Origin of the sequence: Blautia sp. DFI.3.45, assembly GCF_020593505.1 — a bacterium.
In the GTDB taxonomy this organism is placed as follows: Bacteria; Bacillota; Clostridia; order Lachnospirales; family Lachnospiraceae; genus Blautia_A; species Blautia_A wexlerae.
Genome location: NZ_JAJDMI010000062.1, coordinates 1 through 15,549, shown reverse-complemented (window position 1 = coordinate 15,549; position 15,549 = coordinate 1). Strand labels below are relative to the sequence as shown.

The 15,549-nt window shown below is 43.2% G+C and carries 14 protein-coding genes; 13 read left to right on the top strand and 1 reads right to left on the bottom strand.

Annotated elements, in window-relative coordinates:
• Positions 1–283 precede the first annotated feature (283 nt).
• From LJE09_RS15475 to LJE09_RS15425, 11 genes are all read left to right on the top strand, one after another.
• Positions 284–1,315 (top strand): lysylphosphatidylglycerol synthase transmembrane domain-containing protein, encoded by a 1,032-nt coding sequence (locus LJE09_RS15475; RefSeq protein WP_008707518.1) that lies wholly within the window; start codon positions 284–286, stop codon positions 1,313–1,315.
• Positions 1,316–1,326: 11 nt separating this feature from the next.
• Entirely contained in the window at positions 1,327–1,947 is a 621-nt protein-coding gene (locus tag LJE09_RS15470; protein WP_020993691.1) for a CDP-alcohol phosphatidyltransferase family protein, read from the top strand.
• A gap of 83 nt (positions 1,948–2,030) precedes the next feature.
• Entirely contained in the window at positions 2,031–2,945 is a 915-nt protein-coding gene (locus LJE09_RS15465; RefSeq protein ID WP_120062483.1) for a phosphatidylserine decarboxylase, read from the top strand.
• Positions 2,946–3,014: 69 nt separating this feature from the next.
• Positions 3,015–3,644, top strand: coding sequence for an epoxyqueuosine reductase QueH (locus LJE09_RS15460; RefSeq protein ID WP_118330344.1), 630 nt, complete (start codon positions 3,015–3,017; stop codon positions 3,642–3,644).
• A 365-nt stretch (positions 3,645–4,009) separates the two neighbouring features.
• Entirely contained in the window at positions 4,010–5,389 is a 1,380-nt protein-coding gene (gene argH / locus LJE09_RS15455; protein WP_008707514.1) for an argininosuccinate lyase, read from the top strand.
• Positions 5,390–5,525: 136 nt separating this feature from the next.
• Positions 5,526–6,611 (top strand): aspartate-semialdehyde dehydrogenase, encoded by a 1,086-nt coding sequence (gene asd / locus LJE09_RS15450; protein WP_008707510.1) that lies wholly within the window; start codon positions 5,526–5,528, stop codon positions 6,609–6,611.
• A gap of 64 nt (positions 6,612–6,675) precedes the next feature.
• Complete coding sequence (locus LJE09_RS15445; RefSeq protein ID WP_008707504.1) at positions 6,676–6,912, top strand: DUF3343 domain-containing protein; 237 nt, start codon at positions 6,676–6,678, stop codon at positions 6,910–6,912.
• Positions 6,913–7,158: 246 nt separating this feature from the next.
• A complete protein-coding gene (selD, locus tag LJE09_RS15440) occupies positions 7,159–8,196 on the top strand; it encodes a selenide, water dikinase SelD (protein WP_008707503.1) in 1,038 nt (345 codons plus the stop codon).
• 391 nt (positions 8,197–8,587) lie between these two features.
• A complete protein-coding gene (locus tag LJE09_RS15435) occupies positions 8,588–9,343 on the top strand; it encodes a formate/nitrite transporter family protein (protein ID WP_118409286.1) in 756 nt (251 codons plus the stop codon).
• 1 nt (position 9,344) lies between these two features.
• The gene (locus LJE09_RS15430; protein WP_227311530.1) at positions 9,345–11,525 is read left to right on the top strand and encodes a DNA topoisomerase; all 2,181 of its coding nucleotides are present in this window, start codon (positions 9,345–9,347) and stop codon (positions 11,523–11,525) included.
• A gap of 62 nt (positions 11,526–11,587) precedes the next feature.
• Complete coding sequence (locus LJE09_RS15425) at positions 11,588–12,256, top strand: UDP-N-acetylglucosamine pyrophosphorylase (protein WP_025577253.1); 669 nt, start codon at positions 11,588–11,590, stop codon at positions 12,254–12,256.
• A gap of 177 nt (positions 12,257–12,433) precedes the next feature.
• Here the strand turns inward: LJE09_RS15425 and LJE09_RS15420 are convergent, their stop codons facing one another.
• Complete coding sequence (locus tag LJE09_RS15420) at positions 12,434–13,174, bottom strand: TraX family protein (protein ID WP_118409288.1); 741 nt, start codon at positions 13,172–13,174, stop codon at positions 12,434–12,436.
• Between the two features lie 252 nt (positions 13,175–13,426).
• Here LJE09_RS15420 and LJE09_RS15415 point away from each other — a divergent pair, with 252 nt between their 5' ends.
• Entirely contained in the window at positions 13,427–14,119 is a 693-nt protein-coding gene (locus LJE09_RS15415) for an iron-sulfur cluster assembly scaffold protein (RefSeq protein WP_008707498.1), read from the top strand.
• An 18-nt stretch (positions 14,120–14,137) separates the two neighbouring features.
• The gene (locus LJE09_RS15410) at positions 14,138–15,148 is read left to right on the top strand and encodes a GGGtGRT protein (RefSeq protein ID WP_008707497.1); all 1,011 of its coding nucleotides are present in this window, start codon (positions 14,138–14,140) and stop codon (positions 15,146–15,148) included.
• Positions 15,149–15,549: the final 401 nt, after the last annotated feature.

Below are 15,549 nucleotides of genomic sequence, written 5' to 3'. Positions count from 1 at the left end.
CAATCTGGAATGAATTTTGGCTACGTTACTGTGAACGGAGTGAACAGTAACGAATATTTTCATAATTTATGATATGCAGAAATGTCAGGGTATGATATAATAGATAGACTATAGTATTTTTGCTGCTATAGTATTTGAGGGCAAATGTTCTGTAAGGAATACGTTACTGTTTACTATGTGTTTCATATCAGAAATATACATATATCAGACACTGTGACATACATGAATTGGGTATAGAAATCAGACGAATGCTGTAAAAAAATGTATAAGAAAGTGTAAGCAAATGAGAAACAAAAAGAAAGCAATATTTAACACCATTTTTCTGATCCTTATATTTTCCATTACCGTATATATGGTATTTAAGGGAGAGGATCTGGGAGAGATTATTCATACAGTACGGCAGGCAGATCCGGTTTACTTACTGGTCAGTGTGGTTTGTGTGGTACTGTTCATACTTGGCGAGTCTGTAATTATTTTCTATATGATGCGGACTCTCGGAGCAAAAGTAAAGATGGGGCATTGTGCTCTGTATTCTTTTGTGGGATTCTTTTTCAGCTGTATCACACCGTCTGCATCCGGCGGACAGCCAATGCAGATTTATTTTATGAAAAAGGACAAACTTCCGATTCCTGTCACTACGCTGGTCCTGATGATTGTCACAATTACTTATAAAGCGGTTCTGGTAGTGATCGGAATTGTAATCTGGATTTTTGGCAGAGGCTTTCTGGAAGGATATCTTGGCCAGTACATGTGGGTGTTTTACCTGGGTGTAGGTCTGAATATTTTCTGCGTTACTTTCATGATGATCCTTGTATTTGCACCTGGACTGGCGAAATGGATCATGGTAAAAGGTCTGAAACTTATTGAACATTTCCGTTTCCTTAAGCCAAAGACAACCCGGCTTGAGAAACTGGAAGCGTCTATGGACCAGTATCATGAAACTGCGGCTTTCTGGGCAAGTCACAAGCTGGTGATCCTGAAAGTGTTACTGATCACTATGGTGCAGAGGATTTTGTTATTTACAGTTACATACTGGGTATACCGTTCGCTGGGATTTCATGGATATTCCATTATAACCCTTACGATTTTGCAGTCTGTCATATCTGTCTCTGTTGATATGCTGCCTTTACCCGGAGGAATGGGAATCAGTGAGTCTCTTTATCTGGTGATGTTTGCACCGGTTTTCGGAGAAGCATTACTTCCTGCAATGCTGCTCAGCAGAGGAATTTCCTATTATGCACAGATGCTTATCAGTGCAGTGATGACCTGTGTGGCGTATTTCATAATAGGAAGAAAAGAACAAGAAGAAAAGTAGGGGGAGAAAATATGTTTTTAGGAATTTATGATTATACGGTAATATTGACTTATATAAGTCTGGGAATTTCCGTATTTGGAATTACCAGGGCTCTGGAGGGGGATTTTAAGGTTGCGATTTTCTGTCTGGCGCTTTCCGGACTGTGTGATATGTTTGACGGAAAGATAGCCAGAACAAAGAAGAACCGTACGGATGATGAGAAGAATTTCGGGATTCAGATCGATTCCTTATGTGATGTGGTCTGCTTTGGTATTTTTCCGGCAATGATCTGTTACTGTCTGGGTGTGAATACATCGGCGGGGATTGGGGCGCTTATTTTTTACAGTGTGGCATCTGTCATCCGCCTTGCATATTTTAATGTTTCAGAAGCAAAGAGACAGAATGAGACTTCTGAGAACAGACAGTATTATCAGGGGCTTCCGATCACATCCATGGCGATCATCCTGCCGTTCCTTTATCTGATGAGAAGATATTGCGGACTCTATTTCCTGATTGTGATACATATTGCAGTGATTATCGTGGGACTGCTTTTTATTCTGGATATCAAGGTAAAAAAACCTCAGAATCCGGTACGTATCCTGCTGGTTGCAGTCGTGGCACTTGCACTTGCGAAGATGTTCCGTTTGATATAAAATAAATATAACTGTTGACTGGCCGCAGCGGTTCCCGGGAAACGGGGAGGCTGCGGTTATACTTTTATGGAGGGAAGATACGAATGAAGTATATTGACAGAAAAGGAAATATCACGATTGAAGAGAATGAGCAGGATAAATTCCTGCGGCATTTATATAATGACCGGGGTGGCAGACTCTGCCTGAAACTCCTGATCAGACCTTTCGTGTCAAAGGCAGCGGGAGTCCTGCTTAACACCAGACTTTCTGCCAGATTTGTACCGGATTTTGTAAAAAACAACAAGATTGACCTGAGCATTTACGAAAAACAGAACTTCTCTTCATGGAATGACTTCTTTATAAGGCGCATCCGAAAAGAAGAACGCCCGATCGATATGCGCGAAAACATCCTGATCAGCCCCTGTGACGGAAAACTTTCCGTACACAGGATCAGCTCAGACTCACGTTTCAGCATCAAAGATACAGAATATACAGCAGGACAGCTTCTGAAGAATAAGGCAATTGCCGAGAGATACACAGGCGGCTATGCGCTGATTTTCAGACTGACAGTAGATGACTATCATCATTACTGCTATGTGGCAGATGGAAGAAAATCCACGAATGTAACTCTGCCCGGCGTTTTCCACACAGTGAATCCTGCAGCAAACGATGTATATCCCATCTACAAAGAAAACGCCAGAGAATACACTCTGCTGAAAACAAAACAATTCGGAACCATCCTCATGATGGAAGTAGGCGCCATGATGGTAGGAAAAATCACAAATCTCCATAAAAATCCTGCCACAGTAAAGAAAGGCCAGGAAAAAGGCAACTTCGAATTCGGAGGTTCCACAATAATCCTCCTCATCCAGCCGGGAAAAGTCCGTATCGACTATGATCTGATCGAGAATACAGAAGAGGGATATGAGACTATCGTAAAAATGGGCGAACGAATAGGAGAGTGCAGGAAGTTAAAAAATACAAAGAATCATTACGAAGGCACAATAGAGAATACCTGAACAGGTATTCGCATTTTATTAAAAGATAATAAAAAGCATTTGTGAAGATGCAGAAAGGATATAATAATACTGTTGAATAAACGAAACTATCAGAAAGAACTGGAAAAACTTATAGATCAGGCGCAAAAAGATAACAAGATCCCAAGCCTGTTTCTCCACAGCTGCTGTGCACCCTGCAGCAGTTACGTACTGGAATACTTGTCGAAATATTTCAACATCACAGTATTCTACTACAACCCAAACATCTACCCGGAAGAAGAATATCGCAAACGAGTCCATGAAATTACCCGTCTTGTAAACTCCATGGAATTTGAACACCCTGTCAAACTGATAGAGGGTCACTACGACCCGCAGGAATTCTTCCAGATGGCAAAAGGCCTCGAAGACGTACCCGAAGGTGGCGAACGCTGCTTCAAATGCTACCGTCTCCGCATGGAAGAAGCAGCAAAACTGGCAGAAGAGGGCGGCTATGACTATTTTACCACCACCCTTTCCATCAGCCCTCTGAAAAACGCAGCCAAGATCAACGAAATCGGTGAAGAACTGGCAGAAATCTACCACGTCCAACACCTCCCATCTGACTTCAAGAAAAAAAACGGCTACAAACGTTCCATCGAACTATCCCACGAATACGACCTCTACCGTCAGAACTACTGCGGTTGCGTCTATTCCCGAAGAGAGGCTGAAAACAGAAAATAAAGCAGTAACCACAATTATGTAACATATAGCCAATACCCAGTGAAGAAAAAGAAGGTGTGTTGGGGTGCATTTGAGGGTTCTTGTAATTCTTGGTATTCGGGAATCTGCGTTATGAGCCGACCGTCTCACGTGTCTGAGCGAAGTTTGCAACGGAGCGAGTTTGAGAGGGCGGCTCATGGTTTTAGCAGATTCCCGAATGCCTTAGAATTACAGGGTTCCGAAACTAAGCCCCAACACACCTTCTTTTTCTTCACGTACCTTTTGAATGATTCCAAACTAACTACTTTGCAATACTGAAAAAATATGTTACACTAACACGTAAAAGCAATAATACCAAAAATAAAGAAGAAACGAGGAATAACACAATGGCACAGCTTTGGGGCGGACGTTTCACAAAAGAAACAGACAAACTTGTATATAACTTCAACGCATCCATCTCTTTTGACCAGAAATTCTATGAGCAGGACATCAGAGGCAGCAAAGCACACGTAGCAATGCTCGCCAGACAGGGGATCCTGACAGCAGAAGAAAAAGATCAGATCGAAGCAGGTCTTGACGGAATCCTTGCAGATGTAAGATCCGGCAAACTCGAAATCACATCCGAATATGAAGATATCCACAGCTTTGTCGAAGCAAACCTTATCGACAGAATCGGTGATGCAGGCAAGAAACTTCACACAGGAAGAAGCCGTAACGACCAGGTAGCCCTTGACATGAAACTCTATGTAAGAGATGAGATTGACGAGACAGACGAACTGGTAAAGAAACTTCTCGAAGCACTTCAGAAGATCATGGAAGAGAATGTCCACACATACATGCCAGGCTTCACACACCTCCAGAAAGCGCAGCCGGTCACACTGGCTCACCACGTAGGCGCATACTTTGAAATGTTTGTACGTGACAGAAGCAGACTTGCAGATATCCGTAAGAGAATGAACACCTGTCCTCTGGGTGCAGGCGCACTGGCAGGAACCACCTACCCGCTTGACAGAGAATATACAGCACAGCTTCTCGGTTTCGACGGCCCGACCAGAAACAGCATGGACTCTGTATCAGACAGAGACTATGTGATTGAGCTTCTGTCCGCATTCTCCACAATTATGATGCACATGAGCCGTTTCTGCGAAGAAATCATTATGTGGAACTCCAATGAATACCGCTTCGTAGAGATAGACGATGCCTACAGCACAGGCAGCAGTATCATGCCTCAGAAAAAGAACCCGGATATCGCAGAACTTGTAAGAGGAAAAACAGGACGTGTATACGGGGCATTAACATCTATCCTTACAACCATGAAAGGAATCCCTCTTGCATACAACAAAGATATGCAGGAAGACAAAGAACTTACATTTGATGCCATTGACACTGTAAAAGGATGTCTTGCCCTTTTCACGGGCATGATCTCCACTATGCAGTTCAACAAACAGAATATGGAAGCAAGTGCAAAGAATGGCTTTACAAATGCTACAGATGCAGCCGATTATCTGGTAAATCATGGAGTACCTTTCCGCGATGCACACGGCATTGTAGGCCGTCTGGTGCTTACCTGTATTGATAAAGGGATTTCTCTGGATGAACTTCCTCTTGAAGAATATAAAGCCATCAGCCCGGTATTCGAGAACGATATTTACGAAGCGATCAGTATGAAAACCTGTGTGGAAAAACGTATGACCATCGGTGCACCGGGACCTGACGTGATGGAGAAAGTGATCGCTGAGAACAAAAAATATCTGGAAGAAAATTAAAAAAATGCTTGCAATTTATTTTGGTTTGTTATAGTATGTACAAGAAAGACAGATGTACGTAATATAAGGACACCTGGATAAAAATGTCCGCGCAAGGGTAGAGACGCGGGCAGAAGATAAAGAGGAGAAAGATATTATGAGTGAAAAGCTTAGAGTCGGTATTTTAGGTGCTACAGGTATGGTAGGTCAGAGATTTATCTCTCTGCTTGAGAATCATCCATGGTTTGAAGTTGTAACTGTAGCTGCAAGTCCGAGAAGTGCAGGAAAGACATACGAAGAGGCAGTTGGCGGAAGATGGAAAATGGATACTCCAATGCCGGAGGGTGTCAAGAATCTTGTTGTTATGAACGTAAACGAAGTAGAGAAGGTTGCTGCAACAGTTGATTTCGTATTCTCTGCTGTAGATATGTCAAAAGAAGAGATCAAGAAGATCGAAGAAGAATATGCTAAGACAGAGACACCGGTTGTTTCCAACAACAGTGCTCACAGATGGACACCGGATGTACCGATGGTAGTGCCGGAAATCAATCCGGAACACTTCGATGTAATCGAATCCCAGAAGAAACGTCTTGGAACAACACGCGGATTTATCGCTGTTAAACCAAACTGCTCTATCCAGAGTTATGCTCCTGTATTAACTGCATGGAAAGAGTTCGAGCCATATGAAGTAGTTGCTACTACATATCAGGCAATCTCCGGAGCAGGTAAGACATTTAAGGACTGGCCGGAAATGGTTGGAAACATCATCCCATACATCGGCGGCGAGGAAGAGAAGAGCGAGAAAGAGCCATTAAGAATCTGGGGTAAAGTAGAAGACGGTGTAATCAAACCTGCTACAGAACCGGTTATTACATGCCAGTGTATCCGTGTACCGGTACTGAACGGACATACAGCAGCTGTATTCGTTAAATTCCGTAAGAATCCTACTAAAGAGCAGCTTATCAAAGCATTAGTAGAGTTCAAGGGACTTCCACAGGAATTAGAACTTCCAAGTGCTCCGAAGCAGTTCATTCAGTATCTGGAAGAGGACAACCGTCCGCAGGTTACAGAGGATGTAAACTTCGAACATGGCATGGGCGTATCTGTAGGACGTCTTCGTGAAGACACCGTATATGACTGGAAATTCGTAGGACTTTCCCACAATACAGTCAGAGGTGCAGCAGGCGGAGCAGTTCTCTGTGCTGAAACCTTAAAAGCAAAAGGATATATCCAGGCGAAATAATTTATAGAAAATAATAAAAGAGGTGCCGGTAACGGTGCCTCTTTTTATGAGGACACGACGGATTATGAAAGAAAAAGTTCTGACAACAGTGGTGACTTTTGAAACTACCACTCAGGCAATTGCCATGGAAAGGGAATGTAAGAAAAACAAATTTACAGGCAGACTGATCCCTGTGCCAAGAGAAATATCAGCTTCCTGCGGCCTTGCGTGGAAATGTGGGGAACAGAACGAAGAAGAAACAGCTTCCTATATGAAGGAACAGGATCTGGAATATGAAAAGATTTATAGGATTCTTGCGTAAAATGGAAAGATTTATAGGAACACCTGATATATGGTAAACGGTTCACATTTTGACGGATATGTGAAAACATGATACAATGATAGCACTGAATCTCTTGTTATAGAAGATATGTAACTATTTGGCAGTCTGTCGGCTGTGAAAGTACGTTACTGTTCACTCCGTTTACAGTAACGAAAGTATTGAACAGTTACGAGGAGATTCTGAATATGGAGATCAATTGGGGTGAACTGACTTATGGGAAATGAAATGAAAAAAAATGAAGTGCGTCTTACACAGCTTGCCAGTGCAGCCGGATGCGGTGCTAAGATTGGCCCGAAGGTTCTGGCACAGGTAGTAGGCAAACTTCCGAAATTTACAGATCCGATGCTTCTGGTAGGTCCGGAGACATCAGATGATGCAGCAGTATACAAGATTAATGATGAACTGGCAATGATCCATACAGTAGACTTTTTTCCGCCAGTAGTGGATGATCCGTATATGTACGGGCAGATCGCAGCAGCCAATGCACTGAGTGATGTCTATGCAATGGGCGGTGTTCCGAAACTGGCATTAAATGTGGTAGCATTTCCAAACTGCCTTGGTCCGGAAGTACTGGAGCAGATTCTGCGCGGCGGTGCAGATAAGGTCATGGAAGCCGGAGCAGTCCTTGCAGGCGGGCATACTATCAATGATAAAGAACCGAAATACGGACTCTGTGTAACTGGTTATGTGCATCCGGACAAAATGTGGAAAAATTACGGCGCAGAAGAAGGAGACATCCTTATTCTTACCAAACCGCTGGGCTGTGGAATCCTTAACACTGCCATTAAGGCAGAAATGGCGTCTCAGGAAGAAATTGAGAGAGTTCAGAAAATCATGGCGAAGCTGAACAAATATGCAGCAGAGATTGCATCTAAATACACGATCCACAGCTGCACCGACGTAACAGGATTCAGTCTTGCAGGTCACAGTCTGGAAATGGCAAAAGGCAGCCGGAAAACCCTGGTGATCCAGTCTGAGAAACTTCCGATCATTGAGGGTGTTGAAGAGTATGCACAGATGGGGCTGATTCCTGAAGGTGCATACAGAAATCGTGACTTCGCAGGCGATGAAGTACGAAGTGAGATTAAGGAACTCTGGATGGAGGATCTGGTATTTGATCCGCAGACATCCGGCGGACTTCTGCTTGCAGTACCGGCAGAAGAAGCTGATGCCCTTGCAGAAGAGCTTGCAGGTATGGATATCTTCGGCGGTGTTATCGGATATGTAACAGAATTGCAGGATAAAGCAGTTGTATTTGAATAAAAAAATCAGCTTTACTTTCAGACATGCTCTGCACGCCTGCGGAGATCTTTCTTGTCTTTTGCGCTCTGCCGAACTGTCTTGAATGCATTAGTTTATGGAATTGCTATAAAAATCTTCGAATATAATGGAACATAATTACAAATCGTTACTGTTCACTCTGTTCACAGTAACGTAGCCAAAATTCATTCCAGATTGCCTGCGGCAATGGAATTTTGGCTTGTATGTCTCGGGATTTTGGCATATTCATGCCAAAACACCTCGCGGGATAGTGGTGTGTGAACAGTAACTACAAATCTGATGAATATTCTTGAATTGTTTGACGATTTCGGTTGTGAAACAGATATTCAGGTGATATAATGTTCTCAATAAAATACATTGCGGAGGTGTAGTTATGAATTACGAAGATGTACAGAAAGTGTCAAATGCGGCGAAAGCCAAGAGTAACCTGGTGAATACCAACTTTTTCAAGTACTTCATACGTGCGATCATGGCGGGTTTTTTTATTGATGTGGCCATGATCTACAGTAATGTAGTTGGAAACGTATTCTCCAAGACCATGCCTGAATGGGGAAAATTTGTGGGGGCATTAGTATTCTCCATTGCAGTGCTTCTGATCAGCTTCGTAGGCGGCGAACTTTTTACAGGAAACAATATGGTAATGGCGTTCGGAGCCTATGATAAACAGGTGAGCTGGAAAGAGGCAGGTAAGGTATGGGGCGTAAGCTACCTTGGAAACTTTGTCGGATGTGCAATTTTAGCATTGCTGTTTGTATGGGCCGGAGCGTCCGGAACAGCAGATTATTTTGCAGGATTTATCGGAAACAAGCTGAGTGTTCCGCTCGGACAGATGTTTTTCAGAGCAGTACTCTGTAATTTCTTCGTCTGTCTTGGTGTGCTCTGTGGTATGAAATTAAAGAGTGATGCAGGAAGATTCCTGATGATCGTTATGTGTATCTCAGGATTCGTTGTAAGCGGATTTGAGCACTGCATCGCAAACATGGGAATCTTTGTTACCGCATACTGTCTGGTACCTGGATTATCCCTTGGAGCCATGGTAAAGAGCATGGTAGTAGTAACTTTAGGAAATATGGTGGGCGGTGCCCTGTTGCTGGCATGGCCGCTCAGAAAGATGAGTGCAGATAAATAATATGTCAAAAGCTTTATACATAGCCGAAAAGCCCAGTGTGGCACAGGAATTCGCAAAAGCTTTGAAAATCAACGGACAAAGACGGGATGGCTACCTGGAATCTCAGGACAGCGTGGTGACCTGGTGTGTGGGACACCTGGTCACCATGAGCTACCCGGAAAAATATGATATCAAATATAAAAGGTGGAGTTTAGATACCCTGCCTTTTTTGCCGCGCGAATTTAAATATGAAGTGATCCCCGGAGTGCAGAAGCAGTTTGAGATTGTCAAAGGACTGCTTAACCGTGAGGATGTGGACACCATTTACGTGTGTACCGACTCCGGACGTGAGGGGGAATACATTTACCGTCTGGTGGCACAGATGGCAGGTGTTCATGGAAAAAAAGAAAAGAGGGTCTGGATCGACTCTCAGACAGAAGAAGAGATCATGAGAGGAATCAGAGAGGCAAAAGATCTGTCGGCATATGACAATCTTTCTGCTTCAGCCTATCTTCGGGCGAAAGAAGACTATCTCATGGGAATTAATTTTTCCCGTATACTGACACTGCGTTATGGAAACAGTGTGTCAAATTATTTAAATACGAAATATCAGGCCATTTCCGTAGGACGGGTTATGACCTGTGTACTTGGAATGGTAGTGCGAAGAGAGCGCGAGATCCGTGCATTTGTGAAAACTCCGTTTTATCGCGTACTCAGCAGCATTGCCCTTGAGGGAGAAAACTTTGAGGGAGAGTGGAGAGCTGTGGAAGGCAGCAGATATTTCCAGACTCCTTATCTGTATAAAGAGAACGGATTTAAAGAGAAAGCCTATGCTGAAAAACTGATACAGGAGCTGTCTGTGAGTCAGCCGTTGCAATGTACAGTAGAGAAAATCGAGCGGAAAAAAGAGAACAGGAATCCGCCACTTTTATTTAACCTGGCGGAGCTTCAGAATGTGTGTTCCAAGCTGTTCAAGATTAGCCCGGATGAGACATTAAAAATCGTACAGGAACTGTATGAAAAGAAACTGGTCACTTATCCCAGAACAGATGCCCGTGTATTGTCTACTGCGGCAGCAAAGGAGATTTATAAGAATATCTCCGGGCTGCGTAATTATGAACATACAGCAGAGATCGCACAGCACATTATTGAACAGGGAAATTACAAAAATCTGGCAAAGACCAGATATGTTAATGATAAGCAGATCACAGACCATTATGCAATCGTACCCACAGGCCAGGGCTTAAACGCATTGAGAAGTGTTTCTCTTACTGCGCAGCGTGTATATGAGACCATTGTCAGAAGGTTTGTATGTATTTTTTATCCTCCTGCAGTATATCAGAAGATCAGTCTTGTGACAAAAATTCAGAATGAGAGCTTCTTTTCTTCATTTAAAGTACTGCTGGATGAAGGGTACTTAAAAGTTGCCACAAATTCTTTTGCGAAGCGAAAAGCAGCAGATGCCATGAGTGGTGGAAACAGAGCCGGCGCAGCCGGCAATGAGGGAAGTGAAGAGGAAGATCCGGATACAGGAAAAAACGGCGGGAACAAAGCTGATGATTCGGCTGAGGATATGGCGTGTGATACCAGACTTCTTGCCGCATTGCAGAACCTGAAAAAAGGTGATATACTCTCTGTGGACAGTCTGAGTATCAAAGAGGGCGAGACATCGCCGCCAAAGCGTTATAATTCCGGTTCTATGATTCTTGCAATGGAGAATGCAGGTCAGCTGATCGAGGACGAAGAGCTTCGTGCCCAGATTAAAAGCTGCGGAATCGGAACCAGTGCCACCAGAGCGGAAATTCTTAAGAAACTGTGCAATATCAAATATCTGGCACTCAATAAGAAAACCCAGGTGATCACTCCAACCCTTCTTGGAGAGATGATCTTTGATGTGGTAAACTGCTCCATCAGACAGCTTCTGAACCCGGAACTGACTGCAAGCTGGGAAAAAGGACTGAATTATGTGGCAGAGGGCAGTATTACAGAACAGGAATATATGGATAAGCTGGAACATTTTGTGCGCCTTCGCACCAGACAGGTGGAGGACAGCAATATCCAGCCATATCTGAGACAGTTCTTTGATGCTGCAGCAGTGAATTATAAGGATTCATTTGAAAAAAACAGTGCGAAAACAACAGGCAGATCAACGTCCGCAGCGGGACGATCACGTACCTGCAGAAAGCCGTCTGCTTCAAAGTAGTGTGTATTTGTGACAGATAAAAGAAAACATGTCATCATAGCGAGAGAAAAGAGGAAAATATTATGTTAAAAGATTTTACAATTGCAAACCTTCTGGATCTGAACGAAACAATCGCAAAGGATTTATTTGAAGGAAAAACATATCCATGGGAAGTATTACCGGAGATCGGAGATTTCATTCTGAAACTGGGACAGACCTTAAGTGAAGAAGAATACGACCACCCGTCAGAAGATGTATGGATCGCCAAGAGTGCCAAAGTAGCACCTACAGCCTGCATCAACGGTCCGGTCATCATAGGTAAAGAAGCAGAAGTACGCCACTGTGCATTTATACGCGGAAAAGCAATTATAGGTGAGGGTGCAGTAGTAGGTAATTCTACGGAATTAAAGAATGCGGTACTTTTCAACAAGGTACAGGTTCCGCACTACAATTATGTAGGCGATGCAGTTCTCGGCTACAAATCCCATATGGGTGCAGGTTCCATCTGTTCCAATGTAAAATCTGACAAGAAACTGGTAGTTGTAAAAGACGGTGACGAGAAGATTGAAACAGGTCTGAAGAAATTCGGCGCAATGCTTGGAGATAACGTAGAAGTGGGCTGCGGTTCTGTATTAAATCCCGGAACTGTGATCGGACGCTGCTGCAATATTTATCCACTTTCCTCAGTAAGAGGCTGCGTACCTGCAAATCACATTTATAAGTCAAAAACAGAAGTTGCAGAAAAGAAATGATTTAACCGAATCAAGTAGCGAAGGGGATTGCGAATATCCGTTTGACAAGGTATTTTTAGAAGATAATTCAAAGGATAGAAGAGGCAGGTTGTATGAAGGATATTATTTCAGTCATACAGCCTGCCCTTTTATATTTTTATGTCTGTCTGATATAGAAGATATTTGTTGTACCTGATATTACATATGAAATAAAAGTTTTCTCAGGATTACCAGAATGATAATGTGCACCGGATAAAACCAGTAAAAAACATATTTCAGAAATTTTCCTTTTACAAATCCACGTTCACCATTGTACATATTAATGGAAAGAAAAGCAAAGCAGGCTTTCCATTCATAGTAAAGCCAGCAGCTTCCGATGATCGCCTGGGCGGTTTTATCGTTGCGGAACCAGTACATGATCAGCAGGAATACAAATCCCCGCCATCCGTAATCTGCCTTCAGAAACACAGAGACAGTCAGCAGTGCCAGCACGCAGACAAGCTGCATTTTCTGATTATCCCAGAAGTATTCCAGGGCACAGAATGCCAGGTATCCCAGAAACAGGGTGAAAAATACATTCTGTTTTTCATATCTCCAGGTGTTGGTAAACATGAAGTTCCATGGAATCTCAGAGATACATGCAAATAGAAACAGATTCAGGCCATATTTCTTACGGTTATGTGTATGCAGAAATCCTTCCACTAACAGAAAACAGAAAATTGGAAAAGCGGCCCTGCCGATATCCCGGAAAATCCGATACCAGCTGTAATCCACGCCGCCGAAACTGAAAAGGGTTGCAGTTGTGGCAGGATAATTATACAGGATCATTAAGCCGGTATGGTCAATCAGCATCAGGGTGATGGCAATTAATTTTAAAGCGCTTCCGCTCAGAACCTGAAATTTTGCAGGGAGAAAGGAAGCAGGTAACTTTGTTGTCATAATAGAAATCCTTTCATTAATAGAAATTAGAACTATTTTACCACAAAAAAATCAAAGATGGTTAAAAATTTTACAATTTATGACTGGACGAATCAGCACTTTTGTGAGAAAATAACACTAGGTTGTTAGGCATACTCCTCTGAAGTCATTCAGCAGACATCGGAGTTTTATCCTGTGCAGTTCATTCAGCAGTTCTGTACAGTGGAGAGTATAACAACATGAAGTTAATCTATACTTGAAAGGAGTTTTACAATGATTTATTCACGCGAAGTAGAAGAAATGTGCCCAGTTGCACAGGGCGTTCATCATGGCGCCGCTCCAATCCCAGAAGAAGCTAAATGGGTACAGGCAAAAGAAGTCAAAGACATTTCCGGTCTTACACACGGTGTTGGCTGGTGTGCACCACAGCAGGGTGCCTGCAAGCTTACATTAAATGTTAAAGAGGGTATCATCCAGGAAGCGCTGGTTGAGACTATCGGATGTTCAGGTATGACTCACTCTGCAGCTATGGCTTCCGAGATTCTTCCGGGACTTACAGTTATGGAGGCACTGAACACTGACTTAGTTTGTGATGCGATTAATACAGCTATGAGAGAACTCTTCCTTCAGATCGTTTATGGACGTACACAGTCTGCATTCTCAGAAGAAGGACTTCCAGTAGGTGCTGGACTTGAAGACCTTGGTAAAGGACTTCGTTCTCAGGTTGGTACAATGTATGGAACTCTGAAAAAAGGACCTCGTTACCTTGAAATGGCAGAAGGTTATGTAACAGGTATTGCTCTTGATGCAGATGATGAGATCATCGGATATCAGTTCGTAAGCCTTGGAAAAATGACTGATTTCATCAAAAAAGGCGATGACCCGAATACTGCATGGGAAAAAGCAAAAGGTCAGTATGGCCGTGTTGCAGACGCTGTTAAAATTATCGACCCAAGAAAAGAATAATTTAGGAGGTAACAGGAAATGGCTTTATTTGAATCATATGAGAGACGAATTGACAAGATCAATTCTGTTTTAAACAGCTATGGCATTGCTTCTATCGAAGAAGCTGAGAAAATCACAAAAGACGCAGGTCTTAATGTTTACGATCAGATCAAAGGCATTCAGCCGATCTGTTTTGAGAACGCTTGCTGGGCATACACAGTAGGTGCTGCGATCGCAATCAAAAAAGGATGTAAGAAAGCAGCAGATGCAGCAGCAGCTATCGGTGAAGGACTTCAGGCATTCTGTATTCCTGGATCCGTTGCTGATACACGTAAAGTAGGTCTTGGACATGGTAACCTTGGCAAGATGCTTCTTGAAGAAGAAACAGAGTGCTTCTGCTTCCTGGCTGGACATGAGTCCTTCGCAGCAGCTGAAGGTGCTATCGGTATCGCTGAGAAAGCTAACAAAGTTCGTCAGAAACCATTACGTGTTATCCTGAACGGTCTTGGTAAAGATGCTGCTCAGATCATCTCCCGTATCAACGGCTTTACATATGTAGAGACAGAATACGATCCATACAAGAACGAAGTTAAAGAAGTATTCAGAAAAGCATACTCCGAAGGACTTCGTGCAAAAGTTAACTGCTACGGCGCTAACAGCGTTCCGGAAGGTGTTGCTATCATGTGGAAAGAAGACGTTGACGTTTCTATCACAGGTAACTCCACAAACCCGACACGTTTCCAGCATCCGGTTGCAGGTACATACAAGAAAGAACGTCTTGAAGCAGGTAAGAAATACTTCTCAGTTGCTTCCGGTGGTGGTACAGGACGTACACTTCACCCGGACAACATGGCAGCAGGTCCAGCTTCCTACGGTATGACAGATACATTAGGACGTATGCACTCTGATGCACAGTTCGCTGGTTCTTCTTCTGTACCGGCTCACGTAGAGATGATGGGTCTCATCGGCGCTGGTAACAACCCGATGGTTGGTATGACAGTTGCAGTAGCTGTTTCCATTGAGGAAGCTGCTAAGGCTGGAAAGTTCTAATCAAACCTTTTTAATCAAAGAGTCAACAAACCTAGAAAGTACCGTAGTTCCAAGGGCTGCGGTACTTTTCTTAGTTTAGATCAAAAAATGAGAAAGTAATTTGAGACACGGTGAGAAGCCTTGAAAATGGCAAGATAGGCAAACAGGTAGGTAACAAGTAGGCAACAGAGCGAAGGAAACAAAAAGAAGAGCCGATCACAGGAAAAGAAATGCCGCAACCACAAGGGTTACGGCATTTTTTCTAGTGTGCCGAGCATGGCACTAATCTTACTGGTGAAAGTCCAGTCACGGGTATTTACCGCCAAGTGTAGTGAACCACAAGTCGGTACCAGTAATGGTATGGATGAAGGTAGAAAAAAGCGGCTTTTCAAGCCGCTTTTTCTGCATAGTTAAATATGTTA